24 protein-coding genes are annotated in these 19,924 nt (G+C 57.4%); 16 read left to right on the forward strand and 8 right to left on the reverse strand.

From position 1 onward, the window contains the following. Nucleotides 1-117 precede the first annotated feature (117 nt). From ACFIOZ_RS02410 to rimI, 4 genes are read left to right on the forward strand one after another with little or no spacing between them, the layout of a single operon-like run. Nucleotides 118-1,521 (forward strand): MFS transporter, encoded by a 1,404-nt coding sequence (locus ACFIOZ_RS02410; RefSeq protein WP_386082007.1) that lies wholly within the window; start codon nt 118-120, stop codon nt 1,519-1,521. A 43-nt stretch (nt 1,522-1,564) separates the two neighbouring features. Continuing rightward, a complete protein-coding gene (locus ACFIOZ_RS02415) occupies nt 1,565-1,873 on the forward strand; it encodes a BolA family protein (protein ID WP_386082008.1) in 309 nt (102 codons plus the stop codon). Continuing rightward, nucleotides 1,870-2,748, forward strand: coding sequence for a hypothetical protein (locus tag ACFIOZ_RS02420; protein ID WP_386082009.1), 879 nt, complete (start codon nt 1,870-1,872; stop codon nt 2,746-2,748). Before ACFIOZ_RS02415 ends, ACFIOZ_RS02420 begins: the two co-directional genes overlap by 4 nt. Continuing rightward, on the forward strand, nt 2,738-3,181 hold the full coding sequence (gene rimI / locus ACFIOZ_RS02425) for a ribosomal protein S18-alanine N-acetyltransferase (RefSeq protein ID WP_386082010.1): 444 nt from the start codon (nt 2,738-2,740) through the stop codon (nt 3,179-3,181). The genes ACFIOZ_RS02420 and rimI overlap by 11 nt, the downstream gene beginning before the upstream one ends. Before the next feature lie 23 nt (nt 3,182-3,204). On the opposite strand, the gene zapB is transcribed toward rimI, so the two are convergent. Together zapB and rsmD are read right to left on the reverse strand one after the other, a co-directional pair. Continuing rightward, nucleotides 3,205-3,399 (reverse strand): cell division protein ZapB, encoded by a 195-nt coding sequence (zapB, locus tag ACFIOZ_RS02430; RefSeq protein WP_088698767.1) that lies wholly within the window; start codon nt 3,397-3,399, stop codon nt 3,205-3,207. Between the two features lie 134 nt (nt 3,400-3,533). Further along, on the reverse strand, nt 3,534-4,178 hold the full coding sequence (rsmD, locus tag ACFIOZ_RS02435) for a 16S rRNA (guanine(966)-N(2))-methyltransferase RsmD (RefSeq protein ID WP_386082012.1): 645 nt from the start codon (nt 4,176-4,178) through the stop codon (nt 3,534-3,536). Nucleotides 4,179-4,268: 90 nt separating this feature from the next. Here rsmD and ftsY point away from each other — a divergent pair, with 90 nt between their 5' ends. The 4 genes from ftsY (at nt 4,269) to rpoH (ending at nt 8,345) form a co-directional block, all read left to right on the forward strand. After that, nucleotides 4,269-5,576: a signal recognition particle-docking protein FtsY gene (ftsY, locus tag ACFIOZ_RS02440; RefSeq protein WP_386082014.1), complete on the forward strand. Its 1,308-nt coding sequence runs from the start codon at nt 4,269-4,271 to the stop codon at nt 5,574-5,576. Then, the gene (ftsE, locus tag ACFIOZ_RS02445; RefSeq protein WP_386082016.1) at nt 5,573-6,241 is read left to right on the forward strand and encodes a cell division ATP-binding protein FtsE; all 669 of its coding nucleotides are present in this window, start codon (nt 5,573-5,575) and stop codon (nt 6,239-6,241) included. Before ftsY ends, ftsE begins: the two co-directional genes overlap by 4 nt. After that, entirely contained in the window at nt 6,238-7,281 is a 1,044-nt protein-coding gene (gene ftsX, locus ACFIOZ_RS02450; protein WP_386082018.1) for a permease-like cell division protein FtsX, read from the forward strand. The genes ftsE and ftsX overlap by 4 nt, the downstream gene beginning before the upstream one ends. A 197-nt stretch (nt 7,282-7,478) precedes the next feature. Then, complete coding sequence (gene rpoH, locus ACFIOZ_RS02455) at nt 7,479-8,345, forward strand: RNA polymerase sigma factor RpoH (RefSeq protein ID WP_211596592.1); 867 nt, start codon at nt 7,479-7,481, stop codon at nt 8,343-8,345. 93 nt (nt 8,346-8,438) lie between these two features. Here rpoH and slmA read toward each other — a convergent pair whose 3' ends face one another. From slmA to coaBC, 5 genes are all read right to left on the reverse strand, one after another. Continuing rightward, the gene (slmA, locus tag ACFIOZ_RS02460; protein ID WP_226250089.1) at nt 8,439-9,047 is read right to left on the reverse strand and encodes a nucleoid occlusion factor SlmA; all 609 of its coding nucleotides are present in this window, start codon (nt 9,045-9,047) and stop codon (nt 8,439-8,441) included. Between the two features lie 19 nt (nt 9,048-9,066). After that, nucleotides 9,067-9,966 (reverse strand): acetylglutamate kinase, encoded by a 900-nt coding sequence (argB, locus tag ACFIOZ_RS02465; RefSeq protein ID WP_088700067.1) that lies wholly within the window; start codon nt 9,964-9,966, stop codon nt 9,067-9,069. Nucleotides 9,967-10,099: 133 nt separating this feature from the next. Next, complete coding sequence (locus tag ACFIOZ_RS02470) at nt 10,100-11,485, reverse strand: phosphomannomutase/phosphoglucomutase (protein ID WP_386082019.1); 1,386 nt, start codon at nt 11,483-11,485, stop codon at nt 10,100-10,102. Between the two features lie 62 nt (nt 11,486-11,547). Beyond that, a complete protein-coding gene (gene dut, locus ACFIOZ_RS02475) occupies nt 11,548-12,006 on the reverse strand; it encodes a dUTP diphosphatase (RefSeq protein ID WP_386082021.1) in 459 nt (152 codons plus the stop codon). Further along, nucleotides 12,003-13,283: a bifunctional phosphopantothenoylcysteine decarboxylase/phosphopantothenate--cysteine ligase CoaBC gene (gene coaBC / locus ACFIOZ_RS02480; protein ID WP_386082023.1), complete on the reverse strand. Its 1,281-nt coding sequence runs from the start codon at nt 13,281-13,283 to the stop codon at nt 12,003-12,005. Before coaBC ends, dut begins: the two co-directional genes overlap by 4 nt. Nucleotides 13,284-13,457: 174 nt before the next feature. Here coaBC and radC point away from each other — a divergent pair, with 174 nt between their 5' ends. The 7 genes from radC (at nt 13,458) to ald (ending at nt 18,881) form a co-directional block, all read left to right on the forward strand. Beyond that, nucleotides 13,458-14,132, forward strand: a complete 675-nt coding sequence (radC, locus tag ACFIOZ_RS02485) for a RadC family protein (protein WP_386082024.1) — start codon at nt 13,458-13,460, stop codon at nt 14,130-14,132. A gap of 258 nt (nt 14,133-14,390) precedes the next feature. After that, nucleotides 14,391-14,627 carry a 50S ribosomal protein L28 gene (rpmB, locus tag ACFIOZ_RS02490; protein WP_064236003.1) on the forward strand — a complete coding sequence of 79 codons (237 nt, stop codon included), beginning with the start codon at nt 14,391-14,393 and terminating at the stop codon, nt 14,625-14,627. Nucleotides 14,628-14,707: 80 nt separating this feature from the next. After that, nucleotides 14,708-14,863: a 50S ribosomal protein L33 gene (rpmG, locus tag ACFIOZ_RS02495; RefSeq protein ID WP_022520204.1), complete on the forward strand. Its 156-nt coding sequence runs from the start codon at nt 14,708-14,710 to the stop codon at nt 14,861-14,863. A gap of 155 nt (nt 14,864-15,018) precedes the next feature. Next, nucleotides 15,019-15,861 (forward strand): bifunctional DNA-formamidopyrimidine glycosylase/DNA-(apurinic or apyrimidinic site) lyase, encoded by an 843-nt coding sequence (gene mutM, locus ACFIOZ_RS02500; protein ID WP_386082028.1) that lies wholly within the window; start codon nt 15,019-15,021, stop codon nt 15,859-15,861. Nucleotides 15,862-15,927: 66 nt separating this feature from the next. Beyond that, the gene (locus ACFIOZ_RS02505; protein ID WP_386082029.1) at nt 15,928-17,118 is read left to right on the forward strand and encodes a class I SAM-dependent rRNA methyltransferase; all 1,191 of its coding nucleotides are present in this window, start codon (nt 15,928-15,930) and stop codon (nt 17,116-17,118) included. Between the two features lie 35 nt (nt 17,119-17,153). Continuing rightward, the gene (locus ACFIOZ_RS02510) at nt 17,154-17,588 is read left to right on the forward strand and encodes an acyl-CoA thioesterase (protein WP_211596393.1); all 435 of its coding nucleotides are present in this window, start codon (nt 17,154-17,156) and stop codon (nt 17,586-17,588) included. Nucleotides 17,589-17,762: 174 nt separating this feature from the next. Next, nucleotides 17,763-18,881, forward strand: coding sequence for an alanine dehydrogenase (gene ald / locus ACFIOZ_RS02515; RefSeq protein ID WP_386082031.1), 1,119 nt, complete (start codon nt 17,763-17,765; stop codon nt 18,879-18,881). Nucleotides 18,882-18,958: 77 nt separating this feature from the next. Here ald and ACFIOZ_RS02520 read toward each other — a convergent pair whose 3' ends face one another. Then, nucleotides 18,959-19,207 (reverse strand): SlyX family protein, encoded by a 249-nt coding sequence (locus ACFIOZ_RS02520; protein WP_386082033.1) that lies wholly within the window; start codon nt 19,205-19,207, stop codon nt 18,959-18,961. 112 nt (nt 19,208-19,319) lie between these two features. Here ACFIOZ_RS02520 and ACFIOZ_RS02525 point away from each other — a divergent pair, with 112 nt between their 5' ends. Continuing rightward, on the forward strand, nt 19,320-19,859 hold the full coding sequence (locus tag ACFIOZ_RS02525; RefSeq protein ID WP_088699680.1) for a cold-shock protein: 540 nt from the start codon (nt 19,320-19,322) through the stop codon (nt 19,857-19,859). The last annotated feature ends 65 nt before the right edge of the window (nt 19,860-19,924 follow it).

The raw sequence follows: 19,924 nt of genomic DNA on the forward strand, positions 1-19,924 counted from the left end.
ATTAGCGTGCTAAGATTGGGCTCTGCCTTGAGCTTGCTAGCTGACTTTTCAAGTAACACCTAGAACCGGCTTAGGCCGGTTTTCTGCTTTTAGCTGTTTCGTTTAGGAACGCCACCCATGCGACTGTTTGAAACCCGTCCGGGAGATGATGGTTTACCCGGCCCTGAGCGCGCCCTTGCAGTGCTGGCGCTGGTGACCGGCACTTTAATGGCCGTGGTCGATACCACCATGATCAACCTGGCGCTGCCCACTATTGCCGCTGATTTGAGTGTGTCGGCATCTCGGGCAGTATGGATCACCAACCTGTTTCAGGTCGTGTGTGCGGCTTTTTTGCTGGTGTTTGCGGGCGTTAGTGAATTGATCACACGCCGCAGGCTCTATCTGTTTGGGCTGGCCACCTTTGTCGCTGCTGCGCTGGGGGCGGCGCTGTCGCGTAACCTGGAAACGCTGCTGGTGTTTCGTGCCTTTCAGGGGTTGGGTGCCGCCGCCACGCTGTCGATTGGCCCGTCGCTCTATCGGGCTATTTTTCCCTCGCGGCTCTTGGGCAGCGCCCTTGGCTTGAGTGCCTTGGTGGTGGCCGGTGGCTACGCGGCAGGGCCCACGCTAAGCGGGGTAATCCTCTCCTTTGCCGACTGGCCCTGGCTGTTTGCGCTAAATGTGCCGCTGGGTCTTTGCTCGCTATGGCTCGCCAAGCGTGCATTACCCCATGAAGAGCCACGCAAAGGCAGTTTTGATGTGGCTGGGGCGCTGCTCTCCATCGTTATGCTGGCCAGCTTCTTTATCGCCATGGACGCCGTAAGCCACGCCGCCCCGCTGTGGCAGAGCGGGGGTTGGGCACTGCTGGCGGTGCTGGCCTGCGTCGGGTTTATTGCTCGTCAGCGCCGCGCGCCTTATCCGCTACTGCCGCTTAGCGTCTTTGCTGAGCCGCGTTTTACACTGGCCGTCTCTGCCTCTGGGCTTGCTTTTATCGGCCAGGGGCTTACATTTGTGGCGCTGTCGTTTTTCTATCAGGAGCAGATGGGTTTTTCACCGCTGGAAACCGCCTGGCTATTCACCCCCTGGCCGCTGGCCATTATGCTTGTTGGCCCCATCGCAGGCCGCTTGGCCGACCATATTAACCCGAGCATCCTCTCCAGCGCCGGGCTTGGGCTACTCATTATTGGCCTGATAGCGCTGGCGCTAGTGGATGAAACGACCGGTGTCGCGGGAAGTTTATGGCGCACTGCGCTATGCGGTATTGGTTTTGGCCTGTTCCAGCCTCCCAACAACCGCGAAATGATGGGCAGCCTGCCGCCGGAGCGCAGTTCCAACGTCTCTGGCGTGATGAGCACCACACGAACCGTGGGGCAGTCATTTGGCGTGGCTCTGGTGGGGGCTGCTCTAGCGCTAGGCTGGCCGGTGCAAGTAACGCTCTGGCTGGGGGCGGCGACCACGCTACTGGCGCTCTTGGCCAGCGTGGCGCGTATGCCGCTGGCAAGGCGTGCGTTACATGCTCGGCGGGCATCGTCTGCGGGTCAGTAAGCGCGTACAATAAAACGGTTTATGATCTCTCAAGGAGAACCTTATGGCGCTGCAGACACAGATTGAGCAGAAGTTAGCGGCACTCGCGCCGGACGTGCTGCAGGTTGAAAACGAAAGCCACATGCACAATGTGCCCGCGAACTCGGAAACCCACTTCAAAGTGACGCTGGTAAGCGATAGCTTTGACGGTCTGATGCCGGTCAAACGCCATCAGAAAATTTATGCATTGTTGGCTGATGAGCTATCAGGCCCGGTGCATGCCTTGGCGCTGCATCTGTATACCCCCAGCGAGTGGCAGGCGCGGGGCGGTGAGCGTCCGGATTCACCTAACTGTCGCGGCGGCGGGCAGTGAACCAGGAAGTTACTCGGCGCCACTATCTGGACGCCATGGGCATTACTGCCTGGGCCGCTAAATACCAGTTGCCTAATGCGCTGCCCACAGAGGCCTGCGAATGGGAGGAGTCGACGCCTACCCCGGCACCCCCCCGTGAAAGGCTGCAGGCATTGCTGGATGACGCCCCTGCGCCCAGGCGACAAGCGCCCACCCACCAAGCGCCCGAGCCCCAAGCTCCAGGCGAGGCCATTTCCTCACCTTCCGCGGTGAAGGCACTGTTAGGCCAAGACAAGCAGCAGGGCAAGCCGGATCAAAGTAAGTCGGCGGTGGCCACACCGGAGGTAGCGACTTCGAGCGGGCCAGCCGCGCCTGCTCAACCCCTTAAGTTCGAGCTCTCCTGTGTGTGCCTTGAGGGGCGCTGGCTCGTGCTGAAGGCAGGGGGTATGCCTTCGCTTGAGCAGCAGCTACTGGCTAACCTGCTCCAGGCAGCGGGCATTCAGCGTGGGGTGTTGCCGGCAATCAGTCACTTCACCTGGCCGCAAATGGCCAACGCCTTTGCGGTGGAGGATCCTCTGGATGAAGCCCGCGAGGGCTTGGCGGCGTTTATTGACGGCAGCGCGAGCCGACAGGGGTGGCGGTTAGAGCGGCTGCTCTGGTGGGGTGAGTTAGACGCCGAGCCTGATGCCGAATCAGGGGCTGAGCAAGCGCCGCTGAAGCGTATATTGAATGTGATTGATGGCCAAAGCCAAACGCTTTCGTTGCCCCTCTGGCAGGGGCCTTCACTTGGGGCGCTCCTCGATGGTAGCCATAGTAAGCGCGACCTCTGGCCAGCGCTGCAAGCGCTAGGCCAGCTATGGGGGGCTGGCGCTAAGCAGATGGCTGATGATCACTGAACTCAACGTTGAACATCTGGCCCCGCTGATTGCGCTTGAACAGCGGGCGAAGAGCGGCACCTCCGAGACGCAAATGCTCGAGGCCCTGGGCAGTCAGGACACCTATGTATTGGGCTGGTGGCAGGATGAGCAGCTGTTAGGGTACGCCATTGTGGCGCGACTGCCGTTTGAAGCGGAGCTGCAGGCCATCGGGGTTTCACCTGAGTATCGCCGAAGCGGCGCTGGTCTGGCGTTGATGGATGCCGTGCTGGCCGTAGCAAAAGGCTGGCTCAGTGAGCGACTGCTGCTCGAAGTGCGGATGGGTAATCTTAGCGCTATACGGCTCTATCAACGCTGCGGATTTAGCGAAGATGGCTGCCGACGGGGCTACTACCCAGCGGCAACAGGGGCCGCCGGGCGTGAGGATGCGCTGCTGATGTCGCTGGTACTTTAGGCAGCAGCGTATCTATCAGGCGCTTAGGAGGTGCTGGAGGTGTCGAGACTGTCGAATTTGCTGAGCAGACTGTTGAGGCGGCGCTCCCACTCTTCACGCTCCTCTTTCAGTTTGGCGTTTTCGCCGCGCAGCTCTTCATTTTCCAGCTTCATCATCTCCAGTGCGTCAACGGTATCGGTGACTTTCTGTTCAAGCTGATTAAATAGCTCCAGACTCATTTATCTCTCCCTAGCGTAAAAACGAAAACCCAAAACAGGTCATAAAAAGCCACCCAAAAAAACAAGCGCAGCGCTTGTCAGTAGGGACGAATGAGGCGAGCGTAACGCCACCGTCGCTTGGCGGCAAGCGCTGTTTACGGTGCTTGACGTTGATAAAGCCTTGCCGTGCTTTCACCCGCCTGGGTTTCCCGGTGCAACAACCAGTTGGCGGGCACATTGGGTACCAGCACTGTCTCGGTTTCCAGGTAAATCATTGCCTCGTTATCCAGCCAGCCGTTATTTTCCAATGATGAGCAGCAGGGCGCGGCCAACTGCTGATGGAAAGGTGGGTCGAGAAAGACCAGCGTATAGGGCTTGGCGGGGCGAGCCAGATAAGCCTGAACATCGTTAACATGCACTGTGCTTGCGGTAATATTGAGCGATGCCAGATTGGTCGACAGCTGTGCCGCTACCCGCGGGTCGCGCTCGACAAAATCGACCCACGCCGCGCCGCGAGACACCGCCTCAATGCCTAGCGCACCGGTGCCTGCGAATAGGTCGAGTACCTGCTGGCCGTAAAGCTGCTGCCCGAGCCAGTTGAACAGCGTTTCACGCACGCGGTCTGGGGTTGGGCGCAGGCCTGGGCTATCCAGTACCGGCAACTGGCGACGTCGGAATTCGCCGCCGATAATACGTAGTTTTCCATGTGGCTTACCAAGCGGGTTGCCACGTTGTTTACCACCCCGCTGAGCAGGCGTTTGGCGGGGCTTGGAGGATCGAGGGGGGCGTTGTCGTGTCATGCAGCGGATTGTAGCGGGCTGTTTATCCAAAGTCTTGGGTTACGGTGTTAGCATAACCCTAATGTTCACACTTTATGTCGGGTAACACTCATGTTTGGTTTTTTTAAACGTAAGAATAAGCAAGATCCGCAAGAGGCGCCTCGAGACAAGCAGGCGCAGGAGGAGCAGTTAAAGGATCAGCCTCAAGAGCACGCCGATGAGCTGGACATTGCGACGCCCGAGACTTCCGCTGAGGCTGTTGAAGAGACCTCAAAGGCGCCGGAAACTGTGCCAGAGCCAGAGCCAGAGCCAGAGCCAGAGCCAGAGCCAGAGCCAGAGCCAGAGCCAGAGCCAGAGCCAGAGCCAGAGCCAGAGCCAGAGCCAGAGCCAGAGCCAGAGCCAACGCCCGCGCCCGCCCGTGAGGCAACGCCGCCACCCGCCTTGCAAGAGAAACCGGTGGCTGCCAAAAGCGACCAGAAAGGTTGGTTTGCGCGTATCAAGTCAGGCCTGGGGAAAACCCGTGTCAATTTAACCGACGGCATCGCCGACCTGTTTTTAGGTAAAAAGCAGATCGATGACGAGCTGCTGGAAGATCTGGAAACGCAGCTGTTAATGGCCGACGTGGGCATTGAAGCAACGACCGAGATTATTGGCCGCCTGGAAGCGCGCGTCTCGCGCAAAGAGTTGAATAACCCCGAAGCGCTTTACCGTGGCCTGCAAGAAGAGCTCTCCTCCATGTTGGCGCCGGTCGCCAAGCCGCTTGTGCTTGAGAAGGCGGGCAAGGGGCCTTTTGTTATTTTAGTGGTCGGCGTTAACGGCGTGGGCAAAACCACCACTATCGGCAAGCTCACCCAGCGCTTTCAGCAGGAAGGCAAAAGCGTCATGCTGGCAGCGGGCGATACCTTCCGTGCCGCCGCTGTTGAGCAGCTCAAAGTCTGGGGCGAGCGCAACAAGGTGCCGGTCATCGCCCAGCACACCGGCGCGGACAGCGCCTCGGTTATTTATGACGCGGTCGCGGCCGCCACGGCGCGGGGGGTCGATGTATTGATCGCCGATACCGCCGGTCGACTGCATAACAAAGGCCACCTGATGGAAGAGCTGAAAAAAGTCCACCGGGTGATGCAGAAGCTCGATGACACCGCTCCCCACGAAGTGATGTTGGTGCTTGACGCGGGCACCGGGCAAAACGCGATCTCCCAGGCCAGCACCTTTAACGACGCCGTGCCGGTCAGTGGGATCACGCTCACCAAGCTGGACGGCACCGCTAAAGGTGGGATTATTTTTGCGCTGGCGAAGCAACTGGAAACGCCGATTCGCTTTATTGGCGTGGGGGAGGGCATCGACGATCTGCGCCCCTTCGAGGCCAATGACTTTGTCCAAGCGCTGTTTGACCGCCAAGGGGATGATACCAGCGCATGATCGCTTTTGAGCATGTGGGCAAACGCTATGGCGGTCGCTTTGAAGCGCTGGCGCACCTGAACTTTCGGGTTGCCCGGGGCGAGATGGTGTTTCTAACCGGCCACTCCGGGGCGGGGAAAAGCTCGCTACTACGCTTGGTGATGCGTCTTGAGAAACCTAGTCGTGGGCGCGTCGTGGTGGCAGGGCACGACATTGCCCAGATGCATGCCAGCCAAGTACCGTTTTATCGGCGCCAAATCGGCGTGGTTTTCCAGGATCACCAACTACTCTTTGACCGCAGCATTTTCCACAATGTCTCTCTACCGTTGGAAATTCAGGGTGTTGAGCCCCGTGAGGCTGCCCGTCGCGTACGCGCTGCGTTAGATAAAGTGGGGCTGTTACATCGTGAAAAAGCGCTGCCTATCGAGCTGTCGGGCGGCGAGCAGCAGCGTGTGGGCATTGCCCGGGCGGTGGTCAATAAGCCCGCGCTGCTACTGGCCGATGAGCCCACGGGCAATCTGGATCCTCAGCTCTCGGCGGATATTATGGCGCTGTTTGAGGACTTTAATCGAATTGGCACCACGGTGATGATCGCCAGCCACGACCTGGCCCTGATTGCCCGACTGCGTCACCGCATCCTGCGCTTAAGCGACGGCAGGCTGGTAGCCGATGAGGGGGCGGTATGAAGTTATCCGCGACACCCAAGCGTCGTCAGGGAGCAGCACTGAAAACGCCGCGCAAATCCGCTGTTAAACCCGCGGTCGATAAAGCGCCCCAGCGAGGCGCCAGGTCGCAGCAAACGCGCTTTTCCAGCCGCCTGCGGGCATGGGGTCGCCACCACCGCAGCATGGCGTGGGATAGCTTTCAACGTCTAGTACGCTATCCGCTGGGTAATCTCCTGACCATGCTGGCGATTGCTATCGCGCTGGTGCTACCTGCGGCGCTTTGGCTAACTCTGGACAGTGCCCGGTTGCTGGATGCAGAGCTTGATGAGAGTGCCACCCTAACGGTCTACCTGGAGTTGAGTGCCGATGATGCCCAGTCGCTGCGTATAGAAGAGGCGGTCAACGCGGAACCGGACGTGCTCGAAACCCAACTGATCAGCGCCGAGCAGGGGATGGCGGAGTTCCAACAGTCGCTGGGGCTCGATGATGCCTTGGCAGGACTGGAGAGTAACCCGCTGCCTATCAGCATGGTGGTGCGCCCTGAAAGCGTTGATCCGGTTGCCATGCAGCAATTGGCCGCCCGCCTGGAAGCGCTCTCTGGTGTTGATGAGGTGCGCCTTGACCTGGCCTGGGTGGAGCGGCTGAGAAACCTTGCCGAGCTAGGCCGACGAGTGGCGCTGGCGCTAGGGGCGCTGTTTGGTTTAGGCGTGCTGCTGGTGGTGGGGAATACCATTCGCCTCTCGGTAGAGAGCCGCCGCCGGGAAATTGAAGTCGTGATGCTGATTGGCGCCACGCATGCTTTTGTCAGGCGGCCTTTCCTGTATAGCGGCGCCTGGTACGGCTTGGGCGGTGGGCTGTTAGCGCTGGGGTTGTTAGGTCTGGGCAATCACTGGCTTTCCCTACCGGTATCGGCTCTGGCGGCCAGTTACGGGGCGAGCTTCTCTTTACCCCAACTCGACGTGACAGGCTCTACAATTCTGCTATCTTGCAGTACACTACTAGGCTGGTTGGGGGCTTGGTTAGCGGTGACTCGTCACCTTTCAAGCATTCGGCCAAGATAATGGATGGATTTTAGGCAGTTAATGCGATACTGCTGATAATGCTTAACCTGCGAACTTTATGCTTGGGTTAAGGTCTCAGTTTCGCAGACATTCGTATGAATGAGTGTGTATGATTGAATTGGTATCACGGTTTTGTCATAGGTTATCGATAACGTGCTACGTCAACCACGATGGGTTACAGGGGAGACCACCTGCACATGAGCACTAGTCTTCTACCGGTGGGGCAGCTTTCGCCCGGCGGCGATCTGGGCGGCTACATCCGCGCGGTCAATGGAATTTCGGTATTAACAGCCGATGAAGAGCGCGAACTCGCTTATCGCCTCTATGATGAAGGCGATCTGGAAGCCGCTCGTCGTTTGGTGTTGTCGCATTTGCGCTTTGTGGTGCATATCGCGCGTAGCTATTCGGGCTATGGGTTGCCTCAGGCGGATCTGATTCAAGAGGGTAACGTTGGCTTGATGAAAGCCGTCAAGCGCTTCGATCCGAACCAGGGCGTTCGTCTGGTCTCTTTTGCCGTGCACTGGATTAAAGCGGAAATTCACGAATTTGTGCTGCGTAACTGGCGAATCGTCAAAATCGCCACGACCAAAGCCCAGCGTAAGCTGTTTTTCAACCTTCGCGGTGCGAAGAAGCGCTTGGCATGGTTGAATAACGACGAAGTTGATGCCATCGCCAAAGATCTCGACGTTAAGCCTGAGGTCGTGCGCGATATGGAAGGGCGCTTGTCGTCTTATGATGCAGGCTATGACGCCCCGGCAGGCGATGATGAAGAGAGCACCTATCAAGCGCCGGTGCACTTCTTGGACGATGCTGCTTCAGACCCTGCTACGCAGCTCGAAGACAGCAATTTCGAGGAAGACTCGACGCGCCGTTTACAGCTTGCCCTGGAAGGCCTTGATGAGCGTTCGCGGGATATCCTCCAGCGCCGCTGGCTGGCCGATAGCAAAGAGACGCTGCATGACTTGGCCGATGTTTACGGGGTCAGTGCAGAGCGTATCCGTCAGCTTGAAAAAAACGCCATGAAAAAGCTGCGTCAGAAAATGGGCGAGGCGATGGTCGCCTAATAGCGTGCTTGCTTTGCGGTTCGAAGCTTTTCAGCAGCAAAAAACCGGCACCTGTATAGGGAGCCGGTTTTTTTGTGCCGCTATCACGCCAGCCTAAGCGGGTTGAGTGGTGGCGCGCAGTAAATGGGCGGACAGGAGCGACCACTGATCTTCCCAGTGCTCAGTGGGCAGGCGTTTAAAGTCGCTACGTACATACTGTGAAATGCGCCCCTCCGCCTGGGCCGCCAACAAATTGGCAGCGGCAGAGGCGGGGATCGTAGGGCGTAGCCCTTCACGCAGTTCGGCTTCGCGCAGAATCTGCTTAAGCTGCATCTCCAGGCGCTCGAACAGCTGATTAACTCGCTGGCGTAGCCGGGCTGTTTCGCCAGTCAGTACGTCGCCTCCCATTACCCGCGCCAAACCAGGATTTTTTTCAGCGAAGCCCAGCAGTAGCGCCAGTATGGTGCCGCAGCGGGAGGTGGCGTCAGGAACGTCTTCTAAAATACGCGTAATGCGGGCAAAGATGCTCTCTTCAATAAAGTCGATCAGCCCCTCAAACATTCGCGCTTTGCTGGGGAAGTGGCGGTAGAGCGCCGCTTCTGAAACGCCTACCTGGCGAGCGAGGGCGGCTGTGGTAATGCGCTTGCCGCTATCTTCCTCAAGCATCAGTGCCAGGGCTTGGAGAATCTGCTCGCGGCGGCGAGGTTTTTGATCTTCGCTCATAATGTGGCCTCCGTCGCGGTTAGCTCGCGTCCTTGATTTGAGTACCGACCCCAGCGTTGGTGAAAATTTCCAACAACACCGCGTGGGGGACTCGGCCATCAATAATGTGCGAGCTGTTCACACCGCCCTTCACCGCATCCAGTGCACAGCGGATTTTAGGCAACATACCACCATAAATCGTGCCATCGGCGATGAGGTCATCCACCTGAGCGGTGCTTAAGCCGGTGAGGACTTCGCCTTCAGTGTTCATTAAACCGGCCACATTGGTGAGCAGCATCAGCTTCTCTGCATTGAGCGCTTCGGCAATCTTACCGGCCACCAGATCTGCATTGATATTGTAGCTGTGGCCTGCGGCGTCGACACCAATGGGGGCAATCACCGGGATAAAATCACGCGCCGCCAGCATCTCGATAAGCTCGGTTGAGATCGACTCCACTTCGCCCACGTGGCCAATATCGATAATCTCGGGAGCCGTCATTTCGGGGCTCTGGTGCTCGACCTTGAGCTGCCGGGCACGAATCTGTGAGCCATCTTTGCCGGTCAGCCCAATCGCTTTGCCGCCGCTTTGATTGATCAGGTTGACGATGCTTTTGTTGACCAGGCCACCTAGCACCATCTCGACGACGTCCATGGTTTGCGAGTCAGTGACCCGCATGCCGTTGACGAAGCGTGACTCGATGTTGAGCTTTTTGAGTAGATCACCGATCTGTGGTCCGCCGCCATGCACAACCACTGGATTGATACCGACTTCCTTCATGAGCACGATATCGCGGGCAAAGGAGTCGATCAGGGTGCTTTCGGTCATGGCGTTACCGCCGTATTTGACCACCACGGTTTTGCCGGAGAACTGCTGGATATACGGGAGGGCTTCGGAAAGCACCTCCACAACGACCTTGGGGTCGCGACTGGCTGAACTCATGAGGTTGTCCCTTGCGAACGTTTATTGTGCTGCTAACGTTTATGTTGATTAAGTGATGAGGGTCACGCTTTCTAGGTGGTCGCGATCCCTTCAGCGCCGAACTGTTTGGCGAGCTACCTACTGGGTTCCCGCGTCAGCTGGGTAGCTCGATGTCTGGCGCGACGTGCCGAAGCGCGTCGTTAAAAACGGTCTTAATGCGTGCTAGCGCGGCATCGTCTTTACCTTCAAAACGCATCACCAGTGTAGGCGTGGTGTTGGAGGCGCGACACAGCCCCCAGCCATCCTGGTAGTCAACGCGGATACCGTCCAAAGTCGTTTTTATACCTTCGCCGAAGTCGCCCTCGCGAGCAAGCTTATCCATCAGAGAAAATTTGTTATCGTCGCTAACCGCAATATTAATTTCCGGGGTCGCAACGTCCTGGGGGAAGTGGGCAAAAAACGTATCGGCGTCGGCGGCTTGGTTGGCGAGAATCTCTACCAGCCGAGCAGCGGCATAAAGGCCATCGTCAAAACCGTACCAGCGCTCTTTGAAGAACACGTGCCCGCTCATCTCTCCCCCAAGTTGAGCGCCGGTTTCCTGCATACGCGCCTTGATCATCGAGTGCCCGGTACGCCACATTTCGGGTTCGCCACCGGCCTCGCTGATCACTTTGACCAGATTGCCGGTGCACTTGATGTCAAAAATGACCTTGGCTCCGGGCTGGCGCGCGAGCATATCGGTGGCAAACACCATTAGCAGGTGGTCGGGATAGATCAACTTGCCTGAGGGCGTCACCACGCCCAGGCGGTCGCCATCTCCATCGAAGGCAAGGCCAATATCGGCCCCAGTTTCATGAACGGTGCGGATCAGATCCTGCATATTTTCCGGCTTGCCAGGATCGGGGTGGTGATGGGGGAAATGGCCGTCTATTTCCGCAAACAGCGGGATGGTCTCGATACCTAATCGTGCCAGCAACTGGGGGCCCAGCTCTCCGGCAACGCCATTACCACAGTCGACCACGGCTTTAATTGGTCGAGTGATCTTAACGTCGTCCAGAATGCGCGTTAGATACGTTTCACGGATATCTTGCTGAGTAATTCGGCCTTGGCCATTGGTCAGGTGGCCCGATTGAATACGCTCGAAAAGCGCCGTAATCGCATCACCGGAGAGCGTTTCGCCGCCCAGCACGATTTTAAAGCCGTTATAGTCGGGCGGGTTATGGCTACCGGTGACCATCACGCCCGATTGGGTGCCATCCAGTATATGAGTGGCGAAATAGAGCACCGGGGTGGGCACCATGCCGATGTCGATTACGTCGCGCCCAGCGGCAGTCAGGCCCCGCATCAGTGCCGCTTGCAGCCGGGCGCCGGAAAGGCGGCCATCGCGGGCGACCACCACGCTGGATTCGCCCCGCTCTGCGGCTTCAGAGCCCACCGCGCGCCCGATCATTTCTACCGCCTGTTCAGTAAGCGTGTCGTCAACGATACCGCGAATATCGTAGGCGCGAAAAATCGACGCGGGTACAGAGTGTGCGTTCATAGGGCTTCCCAGCTAAACAGACGTTGCCTTAACAAGGCTTCCTAAATAGGCGTGCTCATTGGTTACTGACTGCCAGTGCTGCCAAACCCGCCGCTACCCCGGGAGGAGTCTTCAAAAGCGTCCACCAGGGAGAGTTCGGCTTGTACCACTGGCATGAGCACGTACTGTGCCAGTCGATCGAAAGGGGCTAGCGTAAACGTACTTTGACCACGGTTCCAGACCGAAATCATCAGCTCACCCTGGTAATCAGAGTCGATTAATCCGACTAAATTGCCCAGCACGATGCCATGTTTATGCCCTAAGCCGGAGCGCGGCAGGATCATTCCCGCCAAACCCGGATCTTCAATATAGATGGCAATGCCGGTGCGTACGAGCTGACAATCACCGGGGGCCAAGAGTAATGGCTCATCCAGCAGGGCGCGCAGATCCATTCCCGCCGAGCCGTCGGTGGCATAGTGCGGCATGTAATCGTGCAAACGCTCATCTAATACTTTGCACTGCAGGCGGGGACGGGCACTCATGAGGACTCTCCAGGTGTTTGCATAGGGGCTTTGGTGGATAGCAGCGCTAGGGCTTGACGGATAATGGTGGTGGCCAGTTGGGGCTTTGGCTGCGCTGCTTCTACACGGCTCTCGACGCCTTGAGGGGTGCGCCAGAGTAGCCAGGCAGCATTCTGGTCGCTGCCAAAGCCCAGGCCGGCCTGAGACACGTCGTTGGCGACAATCATGTCCAGCCCTTTGCGCTGTAATTTATCCCGCGCGTAGCGCTCAATTTCCTGGGTTTCGGCGGCGAAGCCGACCACCAGCGGACGCTGTTTTGCGGGTAGTGCGGAAACGCTGGCGATGATATCGGGATTTTTAATCAGGGTCAGCGTGAGCGTATCGCTATCATCCTGCTTTTTGAGCTTATGCTCGGCAGGGGCTGCCGCGCGATAGTCGGCCACGGCTGCGCAGCCGATAAACAGCGCTGACTGGGGCGCTAGTCGCTGCGCTTGTGTGTACATCTGCTCGGCTGACTCAACGTCAATCCGCGTAACGCCTTGAGGAGTGGGTAGGTTAACCGGCCCGCTGATCAGCGTTACTTTGGCTCCTTCAGCCACTGCCGCGGCGGCCAGGGCAAAGCCCATTTTTCCAGAGCTGTGGTTGGAAATGTAGCGCACGGGATCCAGCGGTTCCCGGGTGGGGCCAGCGGTAATCACTACATGGGGGGCATGGCTGTGCGGCGCCACAAACAGCGCCGATACCGCGCTAAAGATCTCTTCAGGTTCGCTCATGCGGCCTGGCCCCACGTCGCCGCAGGCCTGGTCGCCAGCGGCGGGGCCAATCAACTGCCAATCGTCGTCGGCAAGCTGCTGCACGTTGCGCTGGGTAGCCGGGTGACGCCACATCGCTTGGTTCATCGCCGGGGCAATCAGCTTGGGCGCTTCTGAGGCCAAGCAGAGCGTGGTGAGCAGGTCGTTGGCCATGCCGTGCACCAGACGGGCGATAAGGTCGGCAGTGGCCGGAGCGATCAGCACCAGATCCGCCCAGCGGGCCAATTCAATATGCCCCATACCCGCTTCAGCTTCGGGGTCGAGCAAAGAGGTGCGCACGGGCTCACCAGAGAGTGCCTGAAGCGTGAGCGGGGTAATAAAGGCCTGAGCTCCATCGGTCATCACAACACGCACCTCGCAGCCCGCCTGCTTGAGCAGACGCACAACCAACGCGCTTTTATAGGCAGCGATACCCGCACTGACGCCGAGCAGTATGCGTTTGCCTGCCAGCGTCGAAGCGCTTGTCGAGTTAACAGCAGCAGCCATGGTCAGCAATCCCTATCCACGTTCGTAAGGAGGCTTACCATACCACTGGCACTAACAATTTGGCATATTGGGCGCAAACAAGGTTAAGCTAGGTTTAATGAGCCACGTGGCTGTGAGCTAAGCGTAGTGAGGCTGGGCTGGATCAACACAGATGGGCAGCGAAGGTAAGGTGCGATGGGAATCAATCACTGGCCGGAAGGTGAGCGGCCCCGGGAAAAGTTGCTTAACGTTGGCGCCCAGGCGCTCTCTGACGCTGAGTTACTGGCGATTTTTTTGCGCGTTGGCGTGCAGGGGCGTTCGGCAGTCGATTTAGCGCGTGATCTACTCAGCAGTTTCGGTGGTTTGCGCCAACTGCTGGAGGCCGATCAGGAAAGCTTTTGTGCTGCCCGTGGGTTAGGTAGCGCTAAGTATGCCCAGCTTCAGGCGACACTGGAGTTATCGCGACGCCATTTAGCCAGCCAATTGGCGCGAGGCAATGCGTTGACATCGCCTGCCTTGGTACGCCACTACCTGAGTTCGCAGCTGCGCCATTTAGGGCATGAGGAGTTCGCGGTACTTTTTTTGGATACCCAGCACCGAATTATTCGCTATGAATCGCTGTTTCGCGGTACCCTAGACAGCGCATCTGTATACCCCCGCGAAGTTGCCAAGCGTGCGTTAGAACTTAGCGCAGGCGCCGTTATTCTGGCTCACAACCACCCTTCAGGTGTGGCAGAGCCAAGCGATGCTGATCAACGTATTACTGCACGCTTAAAAGATGCGTTGGCCCTTTTTGACGTGCGCGTGCTGGATCATTTCGTGGTGGGGGATGGAGAGGTGGTTTCTTTTGCCGAGCGCGGCTGGCTATAAGCAGCATCAATAGATTCTGCTCTACGCCGTATTGACTAAGTCGAATGAGCGAAAAAGTGCTTTTTCAGCCTTTTTTGGGGGTTTTGCTTGCTGCAAGTCGGGCGCTCTGGTATAAAGTGCCACCTTTAAACTTGGGTTGAATAACGGATTTGGATAAAGCTTGGCGGTTAACGGCGCCGATACCTTCCCTGCTCCGGTTTGCCCGACAGTTTTGAACACTCAGGTAATTATATCCTGGCCAAGCAGTTGGAGGCTCTAATGTCCAAAGTATGTCAGGTTACCGGCAAGCGTCCGGTAACTGGAAATAACGTTTCACACTCCCAGCGTAAGACACGTCGTCGTTTCTTGCCAAACCTGCACACTCACCGTTTTTGGGTTGAGTCTGAAAACCGCTTCGTCAAGCTGCGCGTTTCCACTAAAGGAATGCGCATCATCGACAAGAAAGGTATCGACACAGTTTTGGTTGAAATTCGTAAGCGCGGCGACGCTATCTAAGCCAGCTTTTTATACTAAGCCCTTTGGGCCAGGTATTTTGGGCCAAGCATTTCGGCCAAGCATTTTGGGAGAGTTTAACCATGCGCGATAAAATCAAGTTGGTGTCTAGCGCCGGTACGGGCCACTTCTACACCACTGATAAAAACAAGCGGAACACGCCTGATAAGTTCGAATTCAAGAAATTCGATCCGGTCATCCGCAAGCACGTGATCTACAAGGAAGCCAAGATCAAGTAATCGCTTCCGCGATAATGATCGGCTTCCACTGCAGGTTAGCGCCTGTTCAAAAACCCGGCCCCAAGCCGGGTTTTTGCATGCATGCATTTCCCATGTCGCAGCTTTGCTAGACCCCTTCACAAGGCTGTCATTACAAGCCGGTACGATGCCTCAATATGCCCGAACTGCCTGAAGTTGAAACTACCCGCCGCGGAATTGCTCCCTATATTGAAGGCCAGGAAGTTACCGAAGTGCTGGTTCGTCAGCCGCGGCTGCGTGTACCTGTGCCTGATGATCTGGCCGAGCGGTTGGTGGGCGCGCGCATAGGGGTATTGAAGCGGCGGGCAAAATACCTGCAGATTCCTGTCCAGCCTGCTAACGGGGGCAAAGGTGACGTTGACGCGACACTGCTATGGCACTTGGGTATGTCAGGTAGCCTGCGGATTGCCCGGGTGGGGGATTTGCCGAAAAAGCATGACCACGTGGATGTAGTCACTGCCAACGGCTACGTGCTGCGCTATCACGACCCACGCCGGTTTGGCTTTGTGGATTGGCAGGCCGAAGACGAAACACAGGATAAGCGGCTTGCGCACTTGGGGCCCGAGCCGTTGTCTGATGCGTTTAACGGCAAATGGCTCTACACGCTCTCACGCAATAAGCGTGTGGCAGTAAAACCGTTTCTGATGGATAACCAAGTGGTGGTCGGCGCCGGGAATATCTACGCGGCGGAAGCGCTGTTTATGGCCGGTATTGACCCGCGCCGCGCGGCGGGTAGGGTTTCCCGTGCGCGTTACGACGCCTTGGCCCTAGCTGTGAAAGAGGTGCTGGCGGCGGCGATTATCCAAGGGGGTACCACGCTGAGGGACTTTGTCAGTGGCCAGGGTGAGCCCGGCTACTTTGCCCAGCGTTTGAATGTTTACGGCCGCCACGGCCAGCCCTGTTTGCGCTGTGGCGTTGAGCTTCGCCGCATTACGCTTGGCCAGCGCGCCAGCGTGTTTTGCCCTGGCTGCCAGCGCTGATGGCGACCTATAAGTGCTATTGTTTTATTTAAGTATTGCTTTGCTTACGTTTTTTTGGAGATTGCTGTGACCCAACGCCTGCGCCTGAATAAAAATGCTGACCGCCGCCTGAAAGCGGGCCATCTCTGGATCTACTCCAATGAAGTGGATATCAAAGAGACGCCGCTGAAAAACTTTGCGGCAGGCGAACCCGCACTGGTCGAAGCCTCCAATGGCAAAGTGATGGCTGTTGCATATGTGAACCCCCATTCGTTAATTGCTGCCCGGGTCATGTCCCGCGACCCTGAAATGCGCTTGGATCGCTCGCTGTTTGTGCACCGTTTTAATCAAGCGCTGGCACTGCGCCAGCGCCTCTATGCCCAGCCGTTCTATCGCTTGATCCACGGCGAAGGCGATCTGCTGCCAGGCTTGGTGATTGATCGCTTTGGCGATGTCCTCGTCGTGCAGCTCAACACTGCGGGTATGCAGGCGCTGGCGGATGAGATTGTCGACGCGCTGGAAAAAGTCATTAAGCCGGAAGTGATTGTTTTCCGAAACGATACGGGTGGTCGTCGTCAGGAAGGTCTTGAGGCCCACGTGGAGGTCGTCAAAGGCACACTGCCTGACGAGGTGGTGCTCGAAGAGAACGGCACCCGCTTTGTGGTGCCGGTGCTTAATGGGCAGAAGACCGGCTGGTTCTTTGATCACCGGGTTAATCGCGAATGGATCAATCGCAATGTGGAAGGTAAGCGCGTGCTGGACGTCTTCAGCTACGTAGGCGGTTGGGGCGTACAGGCGGCTGTTCATGGCGCGAAAGAGGTGATGTGCCTTGACTCTTCAGGCCCGGCGCTGGAGCAAGTCGCCCGCAACGCTGCGCTCAATGGCGTGCAGGAGAAGGTAGCGGTGAGCGAGGGAGATGCGTTTGAAGCGTTAGCGGCGCTGAAGGCGGAGGGTGAGGAGTTCGATGTGGTTATTCTTGATCCTCCCGCATTCATCAAAAAGCGCAAGGATATCCCCAACGGCGAGCGTGCCTATGCCCGCTTGAACCGTGAAGCCATGCGTCTGCTGGGTCGCGATGGCCTGCTCATGTCTGCCTCCTGCTCCATGCACTTGGCGCCCGAGCGTTTAATGGACGTAGTGCGTGGTGCGGTTCGCCACCAGGATCGTCACGGGCAGGTGATTTTCCAAGGTCACCAAGGGCCAGATCACCCGGTGCACCCGGCTATCCCGGAAACGTCTTACCTGAAGGCGCTGGGTGTGCGGGTGTTCCGTGACTAACCACGTTTTTAGCCATCAGTGGAGGAGTCAACGCAATGGAGTGGGCGCTACCTGAGCCTTTTGTGATGGATATTCGCGTAGCTGATGAGGCGATTGATGCCTATCAGCACGTCAATAACAGCGAATACCTGCGCTGGGTTGAGCAGATTAGCTGGGCGCACTCCGAGGCGCTTGGCCTTTCTCTCGAGCGTTACCGAGAGCTTGATCGCGCCATGGTGGTTCACCGCCATGAGTTGGATTACCTGGCGCCTGCCTTTGCCGGCGATGCGTTACAGCTTGCGACCTGGATTGTCGATTGTGACGAGCGCTTCAGTCTGACCCGTCGTTTTCAGTTGGTGCGCGCCGAAGACGCTAAAACGCTGCTGAATGCCCGCACCCGCTTCGCCTGCGTGGCACTCTCAACGGGGCGGCCCAAGCGTTTACCAGAGGAGTATCGGCGTATTTACGGCGGCGCAGTTATTGTGGAGTGACGAAGAATAAAGTGGATTTTTTCGTGTAGAACTGGCAATCGCTAGATTTTTCTCCTAAAAAACGCCTTAACCGGCGTTTTTTTTGTTTTGTATTTCTGGGGTGGTGGTCAACGTTAGCTGTGCTGTAATTTGCTTATCAACACGAATGATCTTTACAAGCACAGGAAAAATCCAATGAAAATCGCCGTCCCTAAAGAGATCAAAAATCACGAATATCGCGTGGCCTTAACGCCGACTGGCGCCCGGGAGTTAACCAGACGCGGCCATCAGGTGAGCATTCAAAGCAGTGCCGGCGAAGGCGCAGGCTTTACGGATACCGATTACCAGGCTGCCGGCGCACAAATAGAAGCAGATGTGGATGCTTTATGGCGCAACGCTGAGCTGATCCTCAAGGTGAAAGAGCCGCAACCGGATGAGGTGGCGAGACTCACCCCACAACATACGCTGTTCACCTACCTGCACCTGGCCGCCGAAGAGCCCCTTACCCGTGGGCTGATGGAGAGCGGTGCTACCTGTATCGCCTATGAAACCATTACCGATGCCCGTGGAGGTTTGCCGCTTCTGGCCCCTATGAGCACTGTGGCCGGGCGAATGGCGGTGCAAGCAGGGGCTCATAGCCTGGAGAAGGCGCAGGGCGGTGCAGGCGTGCTGCTGCCGGGTGTGCCGGGTGTGGCGCCGGGTAAGGTTACCGTGATCGGTGGTGGTGTGGTGGGCGAAAACGCTGCCCGTATGGCGCTGGGGTTAGGCGCAGAGGTCACTATTCTGGATAAGTCGTTAGCGCGATTGGAAGTGCTGGATGACCGCTATCAGGGCCGCATTAAAACGGTTTACTCCACCGCAGACGCCCTGGAAACGGCCACCCGTGAGTCTGACATGATCATTGGTGCGGTGCTGGTGCCCGGCGCCGCAGCGCCAAAATTGATTACGCGCAGTATGCTGGCCGATATGAAACCCGGCAGCGTACTGGTCGATGTGGCCATCGACCAGGGCGGCTGTTTTGAAACCAGCAAGCCCACCACCCATGCCGAGCCGACCTATATCGTCGATGGGGTGGTGCACTACTGCGTCGCCAATATGCCCGGCGCGGTAGCGCGTACGTCCACCCAGGGGCTGACCAACGCCACGCTGCCCTTTGTGCTCGCTCTAGCGGATAAGGGCTGGCAGCAGGCGCTAAGAGACGACCCGCACTTCCTGCCGGGCCTGAACGTGCATGCGGGTCAAGTCACTTACCAGGCCGTGGCAGACGCCTTCGGACTGGAGAGCAGCGATCCTGCGAGCGTTGTTGGACGCTAACTAAGCTATCGGAAGCTAGTGGCTGGCGGCTAATCAATTAGTCGCATCGTGGGCTATCGATCAAGGCTTCTGTTAGTTCAGTAGTGGGGCGGCACATCATCCTCGGGGCGCTGACCGCCCTGGGGTTCGCTTGCCTGGAGTGCCTGGTGCTGCTCACGTAGGCGTTCGCGCATCAGGCCGCTGAGCTGCTCCAGTTTTTCCAGGCGTCGCTCCTGCTGAACCACGGCTTGATCCAGGGTGTCCAGCCAGTGCTCTTGGTGGGCGAGTCGGCTCTCTAAAGATTCAAGGCGTTGAGCCAGGTCAGCAGGCGATAATTCGTGGGTCATGATATCATTGCAACCTTATGTAGTAGTATGCCAGTGCTATTGGGAATGGGCCTGATAGTGCCGGTATTGTCCTTCGTCTGTTACCCATACAACAAGAGAGCTTTTTTTTTCTATGAACCCAAAAGTTGTGTTTCGCTGTTTCTTAATCAGTGTATTACTTGCCGCCCCCACGCCACTTTTGCTGGCGGGGATTGTTCATTTAACCGATAGTGCCCTCGCCGAGCTGTGGATGGCCGAGCTGGCAATCAGTGGAGTTAGCGGTGTCTATATTGCCGTTGCTATAGGTAGTTTTATTGTTCTGTGGATTGGCACATTAGCGTCTGCCGCTTTTGCGCCCTCGATTGTGGTGGCGCCGGTGGCTCATGCTAAGCCAACATCACGCCAGCCCCAGGCAGCCGCTCCGTTGGACGATGATGAGGAAGAAGATATCATCGATCCTAACGATGGCCGTGAAGAGGGTGAAGTGAAGTGGTTCAATACCAACAAAGGCTACGGTTTTATTACCCGCGATAATGGCGAGGACGTGTTTGTGCACTTCCGGGCCATTCGGGGCCGTGGGCCGCGTATGCTGGCAGAAGGCCAAATCGTGCGTTATCACGTGATTAAAAATGAGCGTGGTTTGCAGGCCGACGATGTCAGTATTATTGAGTGAGCCTTACGGCTAGCTAAATGGTTAGTTGGATAGCAAACGACCCCGCCTTGGCGGGGTCGTTGTCG

This window comes from Vreelandella sp. F11, assembly GCF_042466685.1.
Classification (GTDB): Bacteria; Pseudomonadota; Gammaproteobacteria; order Pseudomonadales; family Halomonadaceae; genus Vreelandella.